Origin of the sequence: Sulfurovum sp. (assembly GCF_049668085.1) — a bacterium.
GTDB lineage: Bacteria > Campylobacterota > Campylobacteria > Campylobacterales > Sulfurovaceae > Sulfurovum.
On sequence record NZ_JBATIY010000168.1, the window covers coordinates 1 to 17,787 of the forward strand.

At 36.4% G+C, this 17,787-nt stretch carries 22 protein-coding genes and 1 pseudogene; 14 read left to right on the forward strand and 9 right to left on the reverse strand.

From position 1 onward, the window contains the following. Nucleotides 1-206: 206 nt before the first annotated feature. Nucleotides 207-1,046: a hypothetical protein gene (locus WBM70_RS10090; RefSeq protein WP_424558379.1), complete on the reverse strand. Its 840-nt coding sequence runs from the start codon at nucleotides 1,044-1,046 to the stop codon at nucleotides 207-209. A gap of 369 nt (nucleotides 1,047-1,415) precedes the next feature. Here WBM70_RS10090 and WBM70_RS10095 point away from each other — a divergent pair, with 369 nt between their 5' ends. The 14 genes from WBM70_RS10095 (at nucleotide 1,416) to WBM70_RS10160 (ending at nucleotide 8,869) form a co-directional block, all read left to right on the forward strand. After that, nucleotides 1,416-1,709 carry a DUF134 domain-containing protein gene (locus WBM70_RS10095; protein ID WP_424558380.1) on the forward strand — a complete coding sequence of 98 codons (294 nt, stop codon included), beginning with the start codon at nucleotides 1,416-1,418 and terminating at the stop codon, nucleotides 1,707-1,709. 14 nt (nucleotides 1,710-1,723) lie between these two features. Then, nucleotides 1,724-1,891: a hypothetical protein gene (locus WBM70_RS10100; RefSeq protein WP_424558381.1), complete on the forward strand. Its 168-nt coding sequence runs from the start codon at nucleotides 1,724-1,726 to the stop codon at nucleotides 1,889-1,891. Further along, nucleotides 1,888-2,301, forward strand: coding sequence for a NifB/NifX family molybdenum-iron cluster-binding protein (locus tag WBM70_RS10105; RefSeq protein WP_424558382.1), 414 nt, complete (start codon nucleotides 1,888-1,890; stop codon nucleotides 2,299-2,301). The genes WBM70_RS10100 and WBM70_RS10105 overlap by 4 nt, the downstream gene beginning before the upstream one ends. Then, nucleotides 2,279-2,503, forward strand: a complete 225-nt coding sequence (locus WBM70_RS10110; RefSeq protein WP_424558383.1) for a DUF4492 domain-containing protein — start codon at nucleotides 2,279-2,281, stop codon at nucleotides 2,501-2,503. The genes WBM70_RS10105 and WBM70_RS10110 overlap by 23 nt, the downstream gene beginning before the upstream one ends. A gap of 2 nt (nucleotides 2,504-2,505) precedes the next feature. Next, complete coding sequence (locus tag WBM70_RS10115; RefSeq protein ID WP_424558384.1) at nucleotides 2,506-4,035, forward strand: cytochrome ubiquinol oxidase subunit I; 1,530 nt, start codon at nucleotides 2,506-2,508, stop codon at nucleotides 4,033-4,035. A gap of 1 nt (nucleotide 4,036) precedes the next feature. Next, a complete protein-coding gene (locus WBM70_RS10120; RefSeq protein ID WP_424558385.1) occupies nucleotides 4,037-5,161 on the forward strand; it encodes a cytochrome d ubiquinol oxidase subunit II in 1,125 nt (374 codons plus the stop codon). Between the two features lie 17 nt (nucleotides 5,162-5,178). Further along, the gene (locus WBM70_RS10125) at nucleotides 5,179-5,319 is read left to right on the forward strand and encodes a hypothetical protein (RefSeq protein ID WP_424558400.1); all 141 of its coding nucleotides are present in this window, start codon (nucleotides 5,179-5,181) and stop codon (nucleotides 5,317-5,319) included. Continuing rightward, nucleotides 5,316-5,861, forward strand: a complete 546-nt coding sequence (locus tag WBM70_RS10130) for a hypothetical protein (RefSeq protein WP_424558386.1) — start codon at nucleotides 5,316-5,318, stop codon at nucleotides 5,859-5,861. Before WBM70_RS10125 ends, WBM70_RS10130 begins: the two co-directional genes overlap by 4 nt. Beyond that, nucleotides 5,858-6,352, forward strand: a complete 495-nt coding sequence (gene tsaA, locus WBM70_RS10135; RefSeq protein WP_424558387.1) for a tRNA (N6-threonylcarbamoyladenosine(37)-N6)-methyltransferase TrmO — start codon at nucleotides 5,858-5,860, stop codon at nucleotides 6,350-6,352. Before WBM70_RS10130 ends, tsaA begins: the two co-directional genes overlap by 4 nt. An 81-nt stretch (nucleotides 6,353-6,433) precedes the next feature. Further along, nucleotides 6,434-6,574 carry a hypothetical protein gene (locus tag WBM70_RS10140; RefSeq protein WP_424558388.1) on the forward strand — a complete coding sequence of 47 codons (141 nt, stop codon included), beginning with the start codon at nucleotides 6,434-6,436 and terminating at the stop codon, nucleotides 6,572-6,574. Between the two features lie 14 nt (nucleotides 6,575-6,588). After that, the gene (locus WBM70_RS10145; protein WP_424558389.1) at nucleotides 6,589-7,047 is read left to right on the forward strand and encodes a hypothetical protein; all 459 of its coding nucleotides are present in this window, start codon (nucleotides 6,589-6,591) and stop codon (nucleotides 7,045-7,047) included. A gap of 97 nt (nucleotides 7,048-7,144) precedes the next feature. Then, nucleotides 7,145-7,873, forward strand: coding sequence for a ZIP family metal transporter (locus WBM70_RS10150; protein WP_424558390.1), 729 nt, complete (start codon nucleotides 7,145-7,147; stop codon nucleotides 7,871-7,873). 58 nt (nucleotides 7,874-7,931) lie between these two features. Continuing rightward, the gene (locus WBM70_RS10155; RefSeq protein WP_424558391.1) at nucleotides 7,932-8,369 is read left to right on the forward strand and encodes a permease; all 438 of its coding nucleotides are present in this window, start codon (nucleotides 7,932-7,934) and stop codon (nucleotides 8,367-8,369) included. Then, complete coding sequence (locus WBM70_RS10160) at nucleotides 8,366-8,869, forward strand: permease (protein WP_424558392.1); 504 nt, start codon at nucleotides 8,366-8,368, stop codon at nucleotides 8,867-8,869. The genes WBM70_RS10155 and WBM70_RS10160 overlap by 4 nt, the downstream gene beginning before the upstream one ends. A gap of 91 nt (nucleotides 8,870-8,960) precedes the next feature. Here WBM70_RS10160 and WBM70_RS10165 read toward each other — a convergent pair whose 3' ends face one another. The 8 genes and pseudogenes from WBM70_RS10165 to WBM70_RS10200 all read right to left on the reverse strand — a co-directional run. Beyond that, the gene (locus WBM70_RS10165; protein WP_424558393.1) at nucleotides 8,961-10,808 is read right to left on the reverse strand and encodes an amino acid permease; all 1,848 of its coding nucleotides are present in this window, start codon (nucleotides 10,806-10,808) and stop codon (nucleotides 8,961-8,963) included. Nucleotides 10,809-10,818: 10 nt separating this feature from the next. After that, nucleotides 10,819-12,030, reverse strand: coding sequence for a cation:proton antiporter (locus tag WBM70_RS10170; RefSeq protein ID WP_424558394.1), 1,212 nt, complete (start codon nucleotides 12,028-12,030; stop codon nucleotides 10,819-10,821). Between the two features lie 67 nt (nucleotides 12,031-12,097). Next, nucleotides 12,098-12,586, reverse strand: a complete 489-nt coding sequence (locus WBM70_RS10175; RefSeq protein WP_424558395.1) for a hypothetical protein — start codon at nucleotides 12,584-12,586, stop codon at nucleotides 12,098-12,100. Further along, the gene (locus tag WBM70_RS10180) at nucleotides 12,583-13,413 is read right to left on the reverse strand and encodes a 2-oxoacid:ferredoxin oxidoreductase subunit beta (protein ID WP_424558396.1); all 831 of its coding nucleotides are present in this window, start codon (nucleotides 13,411-13,413) and stop codon (nucleotides 12,583-12,585) included. Before WBM70_RS10180 ends, WBM70_RS10175 begins: the two co-directional genes overlap by 4 nt. Next, the gene (locus WBM70_RS10185; RefSeq protein ID WP_424558397.1) at nucleotides 13,410-15,131 is read right to left on the reverse strand and encodes a 2-oxoacid:acceptor oxidoreductase subunit alpha; all 1,722 of its coding nucleotides are present in this window, start codon (nucleotides 15,129-15,131) and stop codon (nucleotides 13,410-13,412) included. The genes WBM70_RS10180 and WBM70_RS10185 overlap by 4 nt, the downstream gene beginning before the upstream one ends. A 464-nt stretch (nucleotides 15,132-15,595) precedes the next feature. Further along, nucleotides 15,596-16,513, reverse strand: coding sequence for an MBL fold metallo-hydrolase (locus WBM70_RS10190; RefSeq protein ID WP_424558398.1), 918 nt, complete (start codon nucleotides 16,511-16,513; stop codon nucleotides 15,596-15,598). Then, nucleotides 16,513-16,965: a hypothetical protein gene (locus tag WBM70_RS10195; protein ID WP_424558399.1), complete on the reverse strand. Its 453-nt coding sequence runs from the start codon at nucleotides 16,963-16,965 to the stop codon at nucleotides 16,513-16,515. The genes WBM70_RS10190 and WBM70_RS10195 overlap by 1 nt, the downstream gene beginning before the upstream one ends. Further along, nucleotides 16,943-17,787 (reverse strand): annotated as a pseudogene (locus tag WBM70_RS10200) (hypothetical protein); the annotation flags it as partial. The gene WBM70_RS10195 and the pseudogene WBM70_RS10200, both read right to left, overlap by 23 nt.

Sequence of the window (17,787 nt, forward strand, 5' to 3'; positions counted from 1 at the left end):
CCCTATCTACAGCTAATCATAATATAAATAGTTGGCTGTTGGCATATAAATAACGTACTAATTTGGCAGAGTCTGCCAAACTATAAAAACCTTATAAATTTATATATTTTATACGGTTGTGAAAATAAGATATTTTAAATTCTTCTTTCTTTTTATAAATTAAAGAATTCACTTTACATTAGGTTTATATAGAGCGCAGTTAGTATCTAGTCAAAATGAAATACCATTTGAATAATAATATTTTTGACTTCGACATTATCGTTATTTATTGGTAATTCTGTTGCTTTTTGATAGACATATTTTAAGTTAACATCCACATCAGTAAAATGTTTTCCAAATCCAAGCATATAGGTTTCTTCAAACTCCATCGCATGATGCTGTACTCTAAATCCATCATTCATTACAGCAAAGGCTCTTTTACCAAAAAATGCCCCTGCACCCATATGATAATCTTTATAATGTAAATGTATTTTCATACCTGGTGTAATATAATCTTCTTGGGCATTTGTAGAAAAGTTGTTGCTGTTTTTATCTTGTATATGAATATATTTTCCTATCAGTGTTGTAGATGTTTTAATCTCGGAAAATGATTTTTTAAATGTAAATTTAAGATCTGTCTGATAGACATTAAAGTTGGTATAATCACTAATATATTGGTTCAAACCAAAAGCACCACTCTTATAACCTAAGCCATAAATATGCCCACCGTCAGTCTCTTCCATAATATTGTCATCTATACTTGCATAACTCACACTAACAGTATCTTTATTTTCTAATATATAATTGTATTTGAAATAATATTTATTCACGTGAAGATTTTTTGTCAAAGGTGGCTGAAATGTCTCAGTATCGGTCTTTTCATACATGAACTGATAAAGTGAATTATCGGCTTGGTAGCCTGCCAATACATCATATCTTTTTCCATTATCTTTCTTTTTAGAATGAGTAAAATCAAAGTTTTCATACGTGATTTGAAATGTACTATTCTCAGCATAGCTAACGCTACATAGTAGTCCCATAAGTATGAGTCTGTGTATTATTTTCATAGAGGTATCCTGTCTTAATTTTATATGGTAAATATGTATAGAGTTTTTTAAAGATAAAAGGAAAAGCACTATTTTAATTAAAACATGTTTGATAGGATTCTCCTTTATTTTTCGCCATATTAACATAATTATATATAATAGTTATTATAACCTAAGATACAAATAGAAGGGCCGTACAAAAAACCTATAGAATACGAACCAGTATAAGGAAATAGGGATTTCTTACAGATGTTTGGAGAGGTTGGCAACATATTTTCAATAGTAAGTATAACTCGATATTATAATAATTATAGTTTTTATTGACATTCGTAATTTTATTAGATACAATACCTAACATTTTGGACATATGTTCAAATATAAAGGTGGCCTATGCAGCAATTTGGAAGAAAGAAAATTAGACGTCAAATAGAAAAAAACCACTCACATGTATGTTTTAAACCTTGTGGAGTAAGAGGTAAGTTCCTTGATAAAATGACTTTAGATGAAGATGAAATGGAAGCCATACGTCTCAGTGACTATGAAGGTCTCTACCAACAGGAGTGTGCAGACAAAATGGGAGTTTCCCGTACTACCTTCTCTAGAATACTTCAACAAGCACACAAAAAGGTCTCAGATGCCTTACTGCATGGTAAAGCGATTATTATGACTCAACCAGAACAATAAACAAAGGAAAGAAAATGGCAGTAGCAGAAGATATAGGATGTAGCAATATGGAGTGCGTAGAAGTACCAAAGTGCGAAAGACCCGCTATTTACGAAAATGGTACAGCAAGTGCGGTTAAACGTTTCGGTGGGACACCAGATAAAGGTTGCGGAAAATTTATCCCTAAAAGGGAATCAAAATGAAAATAGCAATACCTGTAAAAATGAACAAAGAGAACCCACCTGTAGCCCCACTATTTGGTAAGGCTAAGTGGTTTGCTATCGTTAAAGACGGCAAAGTAACCCTAGAACCAAACCCTTCGGATGGGGGACGTGCAGTGATAGAGTGGTTTCATGAAATAGGTGTAGATACGATTATCATGCAAGAGATGGGACATGGGCCGTATAGTGTCATTCAGAAGCTTGGGACAATAAAACTCTATCATTCAGGTTTTGAGCGTATTTTGTTGGATGATGTTTTGAAGAAGTTTGAAGAGAATGCTCTGCCTTTGCTTGATGACTCCGGTATGGCAAAGATCATTTCGCATCATGAGATCAGACACCCGCATGATCATCACCATGGATACAGACATGAACATCATAACAACCATTAATAAAGTTTTCCGGTTTTATCTGGAAGGATTTAAGAACATGAAACTGGGTAAACGCCTCTGGGCGATTATCGGTATCAAATTTGTGATTTTTTTTGTCATTATGAAAATCCTTTTTTTCCCCAACTTTTTAAAAGAGAATTTTTCCAATGACAGTGAAAGAGCTGAACATGTACTTCAAAGTTTAACAACACATAAGGAATAAAAATGGAAGATACACTTTTAACAGATTGGTCACGAGCACAATTTGCCATGACTGCTTTATATCATTGGCTTTTTGTGCCACTTACTTTGGGGCTCTCTTTTATCATGGCAATTATGGAGACCATTTATGTGAAGACCGGTAATGTCATTTGGAAAGAGATCACCAAGTTTTGGATGACACTGTTTGCCATTAATTTTGCCATAGGTTTGGCAACCGGGATCATCATGGAGTTTGAGTTTGGTACCAATTGGTCTAATTACTCATGGATCGTAGGTGACATCTTTGGTGCACCTCTTGCTATAGAGGGTATTATGGCATTTTTTATGGAGTCTACTTTCTTTGCCGTGATGTTCTTTGGTTGGGATAAGGTCAGTAAGAAGATGCACCTGCTATCCACATGGCTAGTGGCGATCGGATCAAATCTCTCAGCACTCTGGATCTTGGTAGCCAATGGTTGGATGCAGCATCCTATAGGTATGGAGTTCAACCTTGACACTGCACGTTTTGAAATGGTGAGTTTCTTTGATGTACTCTTTAACCCCAATGCCTATTCTAAATTTTTACATACAGTAGGTAGTGGCTATGTGATGGGGGCTTTATTTGTAGTGGGTATCTCTGCGTGGTATCTCCTCAAAAACAAAGATGTGGTCAAAGCAAAGAAGAGTATGGTTGTAGGTGCGACGTTTGGACTTATCACTTCTATCTTTCTCATCTTTACAGGAGATGAAGCTGCACATCAAGTAGCCCTAACCCAACCCTCAAAGCTTGCAGCCATGGAAGGACTTTATGATGGTCATAAACGTGCCGGTATCGTGGCTATAGGACAACTCAATCATAATAAAGAGATAGGAGATGATCAAGAAGAGTTCTTTTGGAGTATTGAAATACCTAGAGCACTCTCACTACTTGGTTTTCATGATATGAATGCCTTTGTTCCTGGTATCAATAATCTTGTCTATGGCGATATGGACCATCATAACATAGAGCCTGCCATTAAAAAGATAGAAAAAGGGAAGATAGCCATAGCAGCACTTAAAGCCTATAAAAAAGCTAAAAAAGATGGAGATAAAGCAGGAGCACAAAAAGCACTAGAAGAATTTAGAGCACATGAGAAGTATTTTGGATATGGTTATTTGAAAGACCCTAAAGACATCATCCCTCCTGTGGCACTGACCTTTTACAGTTTTCATATCATGGTTGGCTTAGGTACTTGGTTTTTAGCACTCTTTTTCTTCTTGCTTTACTTTAGTATGGTAGGAAAGTTAGATAAGCAAAAAATGTTGCTACGAGCGGCGTTATTTTCTATCCCTTTGGGATATATTGCAGGAGAGATGGGTTGGATCGTTGCAGAAGTCGGAAGACAGCCATGGGCTATCTTCGAGATGTTACCGGTGGGTATGGCCACCTCACAGGTCAGTACTACAGCAGTACAAACAACGTTTTGGCTTTTTGCCATAACCTTTACGGGACTGCTCATTGCAGAGATACGCATCATGACCACACAAATTAAAAAAGGAATGGAGGAACACTAATATGTTTGAAACTTTATCTCTCTTAACACTACAACAGTACTGGTGGTTTATAGTAGCCTTGCTCGGTGGACTATTTGTATTTTTGATGTTTGTGCAAGGTGGACAGACACTGCTCAATACTTTAGCCAAAACAGAAGAAGAAAAAAATGTCATTATCGCTTCTCTTGGCCGTAAATGGGAACTTGGTTTTACCAGTTTAGTCATGTTTGGTGGGGCACTCTTTGCAGCGTTTCCTTTACTCTATGCAGTGAGTTTTGGAGGTGCTTATTATGTATGGATGGCAATACTTTTTTGTTTTATCATACAAGCAGTCTCCTATGAATATCGTAAAAAGCCTAATAATTTTTTAGGACAAAAAACATATGAATGGTTTTTATATATCAATGGTTCTGTGGGTATTATTCTTATAGGTATTGCATTGGCTACGTTTTACACGGGTGCAAACTTTATTAAAAATGATATGAACCTTTCATCATGGACAAATCATACTTACGGACTTGAAGCTGTCTTAAACCCCTTTAATGTGGCATTTGGTTTAACTATCTTCTTTTTGGCACGTTCACAGGCTAGTTTGTATTTTATTAACAATATTAATGAAACAACCATCGTACAAAGAGCAAGACAACAACTTAAAATGGATGCGCTGCTTTTCTTGACATTCTTTCTTGTTGTTGTAGTCACACTTTGTATGATCAGCGGTGTCTCATACACTGAAACAGGCTTTGAGATAGTAAATCACAAGTTTTTAACGAATCTGATTGAAACACCGATCATATTGATTTCATTACTTGCTGGAGCATTCTTGGTACTGTATGCTTTTTATAGCACTTTGTTTAACGCATCGACAAAAGGCATCTGGTTTTCAGGAGTTGGTACAGTACTGACAGTGGTAAGTCTGCTAAGCCTACTTGGATTTAACCAAACAACTATCTACCCATCACTTAGTGACATTGGCAGTTCCCTCACCATAGAAAATAGCTCAGGCAGCCACTATACACTCACAGCAATGAGTTATGTTTCACTGATGGTACCTTTTGTACTGGGGTATATCTATCTGGTATGGAAGTCTATGGATAAAGAAAAGATCACAAGTGAAGAGGTCGAGTCAGACCATCACCATTATTAAAATATAAAGGAAGAATTATGGAAAATCTAGATTATACAGCCGCAATGCTATGGTATACCTCATGGCCTGTTGTGATATTTATATCTTATAAATTTGTGATGCTTAATATTGAGCATTTGGAAGAAAATTTAGAAACAAAAGAAGAACAGAAAAAATGAAATATATTTATACTTTCCTTACGTTATTATTTATTGTGCTTATCGGATTTTTTGTTTTTCAGAAAACAGCACATAAAGGGCCAAATGCACAACGTATTGCTTGTCATAAGAACTCTATCGTTTTTGAAAAAGTTTATAACCATAATTTACTTCAAAAAGTTCAAAATGCAATTCATACTGGAGCATACAACCTCTCTTCAAGTATAGAGGAAGCAAAGTATATGCCAACACGCATGTTTACCCATGTCAAGCTTGAAGAAGTAGACAATTTGGTTCACAATGCCCTAAAAAAATATAAAACGTTATCTTCCACAGTAGGAGATAACGTAGATATAGATTACTATATCTATGAAAATGACAAAGCAGATCCTGGGAAAAAAACAGCAAAAAGTAAACTTTATGCTGGATATTTGCATTTTACTTTTGCTTATCAGGGGAAAAAAGTCTATGCAATCCAGATAGATTTTATGGATATGGAAGGAAAAGATATTTCTCAAAGAGTTGATTGTGCGATCAAATTTATCATGACGGTGGAACGATGAATTTTACATTCAAGCCACTTGCAACGATTCACACCCCGTTTAAAGAGCTGGTCGATATGCCTATTCAGCCAAGAGGTGCACAAGATGTCTATGCGACCATTGAGTTTGAAAAAAAGTATGAAGAGGGATTGAAAGATCTAGATGGGTTTTCCCATCTCTACTTGATTTACTATTTTCACAAACTCAAAAAGCCAGCACTGACTGTCGTACCCTACAATGATAAAACACATACACCCAGAGGCGTTTTTGCTACAAGATCACCTATGCATCCCAATAACTTAGGGCTTTCAGTCGTTGAGCTGGTAAAAGTTGAAGATAATATCGTCACCATCAAAGGTATAGATGTACTTGACAGAACACCTCTTTTAGATATCAAACCCTATATAGAAAACTTTGACAAAATAGACGGGGAAACCAAGTCAGGCTGGATGCAATCATCAGATCAGGAGGTAAAGCTCAAGAGATCAGATAAGCGTTTTGTACAAATATGATTATTAACGATACTATGCTATATCTATAATATAGATTGAAATAATGTAATACATTCTAAAATTTTACACAAAGGATACAATATGGAACCAAATCTTAAAGATATAGATGATTATGAAAAACCGATCTCTAAAAGTAAACTAAAAAATATTATCATAGCGTTTATCGCTGTTATGATAGTATCTGGAAGTTTGGCTTATCTGCTCAATACAATTGGCAGATAGATAAAAGGAAGAATATGAAACTTTATATCACACTCTATTTATTATTCTTCAGCACGATACTTTTTGCTGAGTTTAGCGTAGGAGACACACTCCCCAAGATCACCTTAGCAGATCAGTTCGAAAAGCAACATCAGGTGAATGGGAAAGACAAATTACTGATTCTAACATTCGAAAAAGATATCGCAGAAAAAGTTAAGCAGTATCTTGAAGTGCAAACCACAGACTTTTTAAAGAAAAACCAGGCTAAGTATATTTCTGATATCAGTAAGATGCCTTCTTTGGTAACATCATGGATAGCATTACCAAAAATGAAAAAATATCCTTTTCCTATTATGCTCATTTATGATGATTATGGGAGGAACTTTAGTCAAAAAAAGGGAAAAATAACAGTTTACAGAATTCATAAGAATAAAATAGTCTCTATACAATTTATTGCACCAGATAAATTATCATCTATTTTTAATCCTATTTAAAGATGACAACTGATGATATATTTCATATGCTTGAGCAGATAAAAAATTTCACACATACACTATTTATGATAATATTATAAATAGTGAAGGAGATAATATGGATGAAACATTTTGGGTCGTTTTGAGTGCCAGTTCTCTTGCAGCCATAGTGACAACGCTAGGTATTTATGTTATCAGACATTTTAAAAAATGGGGTGAGAAAAACAGTATCTATTTTGTATGCTTTGCCGCCGGTGTACTGATCTCTGTCTCTTTCTTACACATTATCCCCAAGTCTTTTGAAATGAATCCAAATGCCCCGATGTTTCTACTTATCGGATTTTTAAGTATGCACTTTTTTAACCGTTTTGTTACCGCGTTTGTATGTGATAAAAATGCTAAAAGTAATTATGCCATAGGGCTGATCCCTATGTTAGGCATTGGTCTTCATTCGTTTATCGATGGATTTATTTATTCCGTTACATTCAGTGTCAGTATGTTCACGGGAGCGTTGACAGCTACGGGAATGGTGTTGCATGAATTTCCTGAAGGTATCATCACATACCTTCTTCTTTTACGTGCAGGGTTTAGTGAGAAAACAGCATTTCTCCTTGCTTTTTTTGCTGCAGCTTTGACAACGCCTTTGGGAATGCTTGTCTCCTATCCTTTTGTAAGTCAGATAGAGAAACCTCTCTTGGGTACACTGCTCTCCATCTCTGCTGGTGCATTGGTATATGTTGGGGCCACTCACCTTCTACCTCAGGCAGAGAAGGAGCATGCAAGATTTAGTTTTATTGCCCTAGGAGCAGGAATCATGGTAGCGATTGTTATCGTCTTTTCTAAATAGATAGGTATTAGAGAGTATATTTTGGATTATGTCTGTTCACAATAAAGGAGATTATTTTTTGAATAATAAAGAGAATCCATCATTTATCCAAGTACTAAAAAAATCGGCATTCGGATTTGTATCAATGTCACCAATGCTCCTTGGAGTCATAGGATTGGTTGGTATCATGCAGATCTATATAACGCCTGACATGTTGAGTTCTGCATTTGGAAATGGAATGTTCATCGATACACTAATTGGTACATTTACTGGTGCCATATCTTCAGGTAATCCTTCGATCAGTTATGTTGTCGGAGGGGAACTACTTGAAGAAGGAACTTCACTTTATGCAGTCACGGCGTTTATCCTCTCATGGGTAACACTAGGATTTATCCAGCTCCCGGCAGAAGCATCAGCTTTAGGATTTCGCTTCACACTATATCGAAATCTACTCTCCTTCTTTGCAACAATAATCATTGCAATAGCTACAGTAGAAACTCTTGGATTTATAAAATGAAACTTCAGTTCAAAGGCACTAAATTTTTTCTATTGGTTGTTTTTCTCTATCTTGTTCTTTTTTTCATAAATAGTGAAAAAGCAGCAACCGCTTTAGAAAAGGGAGGCTTGGTTCTGCTTAAACTTATCCCTATTTTTTTGGTCGTCATCATTTTAACTGCAGTAATCAACTACTTTTTAAAACCACAACAGATTATAAAATATTTTGGTAAAAAGAGTGGGATGGTGGGATGGTTCTATGCACTTCTTGGAGGTATCATAAGCCATGGTCCTATTTATGCTTGGTACCCTATGCTTCAGGATATGAAAAGCCATGGATTAAGAGATGGACTAATCACAACATTTTTTTATGCCAGAGCCATCAAGCTACCTCTTTTGCCACTCATGATCGATTACTTCGGATTGATCTTTACAACTATTTTATCCGTTTATATTTTGATAAGTGCATATGTACAAGGCAGATTGATAGAGTATCTCTTATTGCAAAAAGAGAAAAATTAATGTGCCTGTAAATACTTGGGATTTTTCCAAAGAGCTGTTTTATTACCTGTAAGTAGGATTTTTACCAACCAGTATTCTACTTTACATCATATCAATTAAATTCCTGTTTCGCTATACTGAATACAATATGAATTACGCCATGCTCGATCGCCATATCAAGCTTAAAGCCGCTATGTTCAAATATTTCTAGCATCTTTTTATTCTCAAATAATACATCTGCTACGAATTTTGATATCCCATTTTTCTGTGCAAATGTCACAAGATGCTCAAACAATAAGGAACCAAGTCCTAAATGCTGATGTGCATCATCTATAGCAAAAGCTACTTCCGCAATTTTTTCTTTACCCTTATCTTCCAATTCAACATACCGGCCAACACCTATGATCTCTTCTTCTCCATCGTTTATAAGAGTTGCAACTAAAGCTACATGATGTTCAAAATCAATTTCTGTAAAGTATTTCAATTCTTGTTGTGTAAGCTTTTTTTTGCCACTAAAAAAACGAAAATATATTGATTTACCTGTTAATCTGTGAAACCCATTAATTAGGCGCTGTTTATCGTCTTCTCTTATGGCACGTAAATGTACTAAAGTACCGTTTTGAAGAACTGCTCGAGACGAAAACTCTTTTAAGTTTTTCGTTATATCTTGTTTTCTTCCGGGTTTAGATAGCATTATTCTTAAATAAATAGATTCAAATAGATAGCTAATTATCAAAACAAAGATAAATACTACAAGTGTCAATATTGAGTGTTCATAAACGTAGTACAATAAAGCACTTAATGCAAAAATATTCCCCAGCAGTGCTATTATTATTGGACTTCGTTTTGCGTTGGTTTCCTTGATTAGCTTCAAGTGTGCGATATTGACAAATGCATAAATAAACAAAAATATGATGCTGCCAAGTTCTGCAATATTTTTCAGTTCAAAATTATTGGCAAAGAACAGTACTAAAAAGGCAGTAACAAATAAAGAAACTCCAGATTCTCTGTTTAAGAACGTTTTTCTCAATAGCTTTGGTAACTGTCCTGCTTTAGCCGTCTCACAAACCATATAAGAGGGCGCATAAAGTGTTGCATTAATGGCTGAAGCTGCAGAAAACATGGCTGCAATGGCCATAATAACAAACCCCGCTTCACCCAAGAATGGTTCAGCAGCTTTTGCGATAACATACTCTTTAGATTCTATAATGACACTGGTATCAAGATTTCCCAGCACTGAAATTATTACAAGCAGATAGACAATAATCACGAGTATAACACTGATGTAAAAGGCTCGAATCAGATTTTTTTGTGGATTTTTTATATCCTGCGCAGTATTAGCAATTAAACCGAAGCCTTCATAAGCCACAAAAACCAACCCGGAGGCAGTAATAATACCTGCTAAAGAAACTTCTTCCACTACAGTCAGCCGTTGGGGATCTACAAAGAAAAGGCCTATCACTGAAAAACCAAGTAAAATGAGAACTTTGACGGAAACAATGAAAAGTTCCAGTTTTCCAACAAACTCTGCACCAATTAAATTAACAACAAGAAATACTATAACAATAGATGAAACAAGTATATGGTACCAGACGATGGAAACATCTACACTAATCAGACTTAATGCATAATGGGCAAAAGCACTAGCATAGAGTGATGTGACAATAATATAGCCTATCCACATTAACAGGTTGAGCCCACCACTGGTAATTCCACTGCCAAATGCTTCGATCAAGAATTTTACCCTACCACCTCTGCTAGGGTATCTTTTAGAGAGATGAGCCGCCGAATAGGCATTAAATAAAGCAATGACACCAGCAATTAAAAATGAGAGATATGCAAGGTTCCCGGCCATTTCTATCGCTAAGCCGACCAAGGCAAAAATGCCTGCACCTATCATAGCTCCCACGCCAATCGACACTGCAGACCATAAACCCATTGTTCTTAAATTTTGTATCATTCTAGAAGCTTCATAGAGATTTCTCCATTCCGCAATCCCCGGACTTTTTTAAAATATATTTTATCAATATAGGTCCTATAAGCTCATGTATCACTGTTGTAGCAATGATTACATTTAAGATCAAAGGGGCAATGCTTTCAAAATCTGTATTGTGCTGAAGAGAAAGTGCCAATCCTATCGCAACACCTGCCTGAGGAAAAAGTCCAAGACCCAAATAAGTTTGAATATTTTTATCTGCTTTGGTTATTTTTGACCCCAACCATGCACCAGATACTTTTCCTGAAAATCGAAATATAATATAAGCACAAATTAGCAGAGGCATAGTGGTAAGCGCACTAAGGTCCAGATGCATAGCTGATAAAATAAAAAAGAGCATAAATATAATCTCTTCAAGATGGTTATCAATTTCCTCTTCTACCAAATAAAAATCACTAGAAATATTGGTCAGGACAGCTCCCATCAACAACGTTGCCAATAGTGGCTCAAGGTGCCAATAGTTACTTAAACCAAAAACGATAAATACCATACCTATAGTTGAGATAGTCTCCATACCTTTATGATGTCCAAAAAGTTTATCGATCATATCTGAGATGAATGCACCAACCGTACCGACAATTGCACTGAGTATAATAATCTTAAGCATATCAAAAAATACTGCAAAGGAGACATCACTATTTCCAAGAAAAATTCCACCTAATATAATTGAAAAAGTAAAAAATATCAAAGCCAGAGCATCATCAGAAGCAACAACAGCAAGTAACGTAGATGTAAGTTTTCCTTTGGCTTTGAGTTCACGCACAACTGCAATACTTACTGCTGGAGCTGTCGCAGAAGCAAGTCCACCGAAGAGAATAGAAATGACAAAGCTTTGTTCTGAAGAAAATCCAAAGAAGCCTGAAAGTATATATAACCCGATACTAACAAATAAAAATGCAAATGTTGCTTCAAAAAATGTGATTGATACAATCTGTTTCCCCATTCCTTTTAGTGTGCTATATTTTAGATTTGATCCAACCATAACAGCAATCAATGATAGTGCCAAGTCAACAATGATCTGCGTGTCTTTTATAAAGTGTACTGGTATAATCCCTAGAATTTCAGGTCCTATTATAAGCCCTAAAAGTAAATAACCTACCACTTTTGGCAATCCTATTTTTGTACTTAACCATGCTACCAATGAACCTGATACAAAAATAATACCAACATAAAAAAGTGTTTGCATTAAAGACTACTTTCTTGTAACTCACCACAGAATAGTTGTAGCTTTTTTCGATAACTGATATTATCACTCACAGGTAACCTCTATTAGCTTCTGCATTAAGTTCTTGTTCTTTATTTTCCTGTGTACATTGATTGCAATGGTTTACTAATTCATCTATAATGTGGTATACATCACCTTCCTTGGTCTCTTTGTGTAAAAAATGATAAAAGCTATTATGTATTTTTATCATTGCATTCATTAATTTCCACGCTTCTACTTCAGTCATTAAATAAGTAGAATCTATTAATACTGTAGCTGGATGTTTATACTCAGAGTACGGCATTTCCCAAGGAGGGATATTTGGAAAATCAACATTTAGAGTATAGTTCTGAACTATACTCTGTTCTGCTTTGAATTTTTCACAGGTACGATCAAATACTTTTGCCGCATTGTCATTATGATGTGCCTTTAAGGAGTGTGCAAATGTTTCTGTATGATAAATGGATTCTTCTATCATTTCATTTATCATGGCAAGTACCCACATTGAATCAAGATATTTTTCTTTATGGTGACTCATACTTCAAACTCCTTTTCAAAATCAACGATGCTTTTCTCTTCTGTAAAATCCGGCTGAAAGACAGGTAATTCTGCCTGATAGAAAATACCCGTATCAAGTCCATCATTTCCATGAATTTTCTGTGCTGCTTCCAAGACATCTGCAGTTGGTTCAATATTCATTTTATGCATGGTTTTATGCCACTCTTTTTCTTCAGGCCTAAATGTAACACATGGGCTTTTTATCTCAACCAGTGAAAACCCTTTATGCTCTATAGCCTCTACTATCAGTTTACTCACTCCTTTTTGATCTCCAGCAAATCCTCTTGCTATAAAACTTGCACCGGAAGCTAACGCAATACCAAGGGGATTAAAACGCCTGATACCTGTTCCTTCAGGAGCAAGTTTACTCTGCCAGTCGGGCTCTGTGGTAGGAGAAGGTTGTCCTTTTGTCATTCCATAGACTTCATTATCCATGACAATATAGGTTATGTCCATATTACGCCTGCATGCATGTAAGAAATGGTTGCCTCCGATAGAGTAACCATCGCCATCTCCACCAGCAACAATGACATGCATATCAGGGCGTGCAGCTTTCAAGCCTGCACCTAATGCCAAAGCTCTCCCATGTACTCCATGAAAGCCATAGGCATCTACATAAGCTGAGATCCTTGAAGAACAACCTATACCAGTCATGAGACCGATCTGTTCATTTGGGATCTTAAGCCATGCCAAGGCTTGCGTCAGTGCACGTAATACAAAATAGTGACCACATCCCGGACACCATATAGGATGTACACCAGATAAATAGTTCTTAGGACTTAAGGTTTCTTCTTTTACTTCATTCATTTGATGGCCTCCTTGATAAATGTTTTGATCTCATTTGCACCCAATACCAAAGGACCCGGTTTTGCCAATATCAACGCAGAGGAATCAATGGCCCCCTGCCCCAGACAATAGTGATAAAACTGTCCCGAATAGGACTGTTCTACAATAATGACCTTTTTATCTTTGCATATCCCTTGAATAGCATCTACCTGAAGTGGCATCAAAAGTCGCAATGCTAAAAGCTCTATAGCATAACCTTCTTTATGAAGTTCAGAAACAGCCAATTGTGCATTCGTGAATGTTGATCCCCATGTCATCACAACGATCTGTGAATTCTTATCATGATAATACTGTGCTGCCCACATATCACCATATTCAAATCGGGTGATCTTCTCTTCACGTTTTTTTAACTGCTGCTGATGATCTGAAGCCATGGAAGAAGGCTTTCCGGTCACAGTATGCTCCAATCCATCTGCAGCATAATTTCCTCCTATATGACCTGGAAGAGCCATAGGTGAAATAAAATCTGGTGTCACAGCATAACGCTGGTAAGGTTCACCCTCTTTCCCTTCAACTATCTTTCGTTTCAAACCAAACTCTTTCGCAGGCACTGCATCAATGATCGCACGTGATTGCCCTATCCTTTGATCCGAAAGTAAGATAACCAATGTCTGCAGATGTTCAGCCAATCCAACTGCCCATTGTGTTGTAAGTACACCATCAGCAATGTTCAAAGGAGCAACCACCACATGCGGTGCTTCTCCGTGCAGGGCAAAAAGTGCCTGGTTAAGATCTGTCTGTTCAGACTTGGTAGGTAATCCTGTTGAAGGACCACCACGCATCACATTGATCAGTAAAACCGGGACTTCACTAGCAACAGCCAATCCTAGAGCTTCGGTCATAAGTGATACCCCGGGACCTGATGTAGCTGTCATAGATGGTTTTCCACCAAAAGAACCACCAATGGCCATATTGATCGCAGCGAGTTCATCTTCAGCGATCATCACATTACCTCCATATTTTTCCAAACGTGGAGCAAGATATTCTACGATATCACTTGCAGGTGTAATAGGATATGCTGCAGCAAATTTAATACCTCCTCTTAAAGCACCTAGAGCACAGGCTTCATTACCGCTTATATTCCATCTAGGAAGAGAAACAGGCTCCCAATTATCAAGAAGAGAACCTTTTTCAGCTAGAAGACTATACCCCACCTTGACGGCTTCAAATGTCTTCTGATATACCTCTTCTCCTTTTTTATCCAATATATGATGCAATGCTTCTAAAACAGCATCTAAAGGCAATCCTATCTTAGAGGCCAAAATACCCATAGCGAATGCATTAGAACGGCTTCCTTTCAGCTTATGCACTTGTTCTTTCAAATTCACTTCAATGATCTTTGCACCTGTTTCGGCAACAATTTCAGGAAGTTGATCATGACTGTTATCAAATATTATACAGCTTTGTGAGCTCAATGGTATCTCATCACTAAAGCGCTCAAAACCATGCCAATCCAATGCAAAATGAAAATCACTGTATTGCGCAGTACGCTCAACAGAAGTGTTCGAAAAGTTTAGTATTACTGCAGACTCTCCACCACGTATCTGTGGACCTGAAAACCTAGACATATAACCGTAATAACCGGCATTCGCGATACTTTTCAGTAAGATCAATCCTGTTGTTACCGTCCCACTTCCTCCAGCACCAGAAATAGAAACTGTGATTGTGTGATCTTTCATTTTTTTAACTCCGATCAATAATAAGTATAGCTACAACCCTTTATTATATCACCTCCACTCTTATCATGCTGATTATATGGATAATTTTTTCTATCAACTTCTTATAATGACTATCTTACCTCACTTATAAAACAAATACATTATAGAAAGTTGGCAAAGCCATTCATGAACTACGCAAAGAGCCCCTAAACAGATATTTTACAAAAAGTCTTGGGAGTCCTAGACTCCCGAGACCTAAATAACACTTGGGTTCTCGATAAAATTGGAGTAAATTTGGCAGAGTCCAGGATTTATTTTTCTAGAGGTACGTGTTTCAGGGCTTTAGAGCACTATGTCTCAGGAGACTCGAAATCTATTCTGAACCCTTTGAAAGCCCCATATATGGGCGATCTTAAATTAAATAGTTAGCTGTTGGCATACAATTAACGTACAAATTTGGCAGACTCTGCCAAAATATAACTAACTTATAAAATGAAGACTTCCCCTACATTTAGAAAGCATATTTCAGTAGGATTTTTTTCAGCTATTTGTTCCATCCACTCTAAAGGTTCATCCAGAGGTTCATCACTTAGATCAAAGGTTCCATAATGCATAGGGATCATTCGTTTAGCTTTGAGTTGTTTATATGCATCAAATGCTTGCTGAGGGTTAAGATGATTCTCTTTCATGATAAATTCAGGTTTATATCCACCAATTGGCAAGAGTGCAATATCAATCTTATAACGTTCCCCTATTTCCTTAAAATGTGTACCAGGAGCACTGTCTCCTGCAAAATATATACTTTGGTCTTTATAGGTCAAAATATATCCGCCCCATAGCACCCTGTTCTTATCAAATAAACTTCGTCGTCCCCAATGTCTTGCAGGCACAAATGTTATCGTAAGTGCTTCATCTTCATAGTTCTCATACCAGTCAAGTTCATGGCAATTGATGCCTGGAGCCATTTTTAAGATCTGCTTAGACATATGAAGAGGTACGAAAGCTTTTGGTCTTAGTCTATCAAGTGCTTTAACAGATTTCTTGTCAAAATGATCATAGTGAGTATGGGAGATCAGTAAATAATCAATGTCACCTAAATCCTCCAGAATATAAGGAGCATTTATCTGCCGTTTGTAAAATGGAATATGACCAAATACAGGATCAATAAGGATACGTTTCCCTCCTAATTGAATCAAGAAAGAAGCATGAGAGAGCCAACAGATAAAATCCTCTTTTTGTCGTATCCTTTCTAGATCTCGTTCTACCTTCAAGGGAATAACTGGAGGAGTTGAGAAGGAAAGTTTTCCATTTTGAAAGATTTTCCATCGGAGAATATGAAAAAAATTGATGTTTTGAGAACTATCCAACACACCTCCAAATTTTCCATGCTGGTATGTTTTCATTATTCAGTAAAGAACTTTGGGAAAGCTTCAGGAGAAAGAAATATGATCTCTTCTATCTTATTCTTTTTAAGTTTATATACCGTGATTTTACCCTCAACACTATTGAACTGTTTTCCAAAATCATCATTGATCAGCATCACTGAAAATGGATATTTTTTCATCTTTGGTAAAGCAAACATTGAAGTGATCAAAGATGGCATTGTACTGATATCAGAGATAAATTTAGCATGATGTATGGCTAAAAAACCTTTAGGCTGTTGTTTAAGATATTCATTCACCACGACTGAAAGGTCTTTTTCAAATGCCATGATCAAAAGTGTATCTTTATCTTCGACTTTGAATTCTTGATCAAATTGATCCAAGAGCTTAATTTCCGGGAGTGTATCTCCAACTTTAAAGTCTGCAAATAGACTTCCAGTCAATAACAGACTAATGAGAAGTAATTGTTTCATATGATTCCTTTTGTAAATAAAGTAAATAGACCAGCACAAAAAGCAAGTCAATAAGAGCTATAGCCAATGCGATCCATCCTAGAACACCTGCTTTATAGAGTGCAAAAAAACCTGCAGATGTAATAGTTCGAATAATAACAGTGGCTATAGCCAAAGCATGTTCATGATTTGGGCGTAAAAAAGCCATAAGATGCATGAGTCCGACACCCATAACAAATCCAAAGACGATCTGATGATACCCTTCTGTAAACCCCTGACCTATCAATCCATAAATTGCCGTGCCAAATAAAATAAGAAGTAACCCTCCTAGACCATCTGATGCGAAACCTATAAGATGATACCATTCTAAAGGTCTTAACCTTTTTAAGAAAGATAACTGTACTGAAATATTAAAGAATCTCGAGTAAAACAATAAGCCTAAAAGAAATAATCCACCAAACATAGCACGCCATGTCCAGATAGTCATGGTATCTACTTTCGAGAATCCTGCCTGAGAGAATCCATTGATTGTCAAAACAAGTGTCATCAATAACAACATTGCAGTCAAGAATAGCACTTTACGTGTGGAAATTTTAAAAAATGGCTCTATAACAGCAAATGACAAGAAAAGTAACCCTATTCCCACTGCTACATGAGAATGCCCTACTACAAGATCATTACGGTGAAAAATTTCTCGAAGCTCTGGAATAAAAAGTATATTTCCTTGAATATCTACAAAAAGAAAAGCAAGTATAGAGATAAATAGTGTAATATTTTTACTGATACTTAATTCTGCATCTTTCCACCATCGATAGAGTATCGGAATATAGAGCAGTGTGAGAT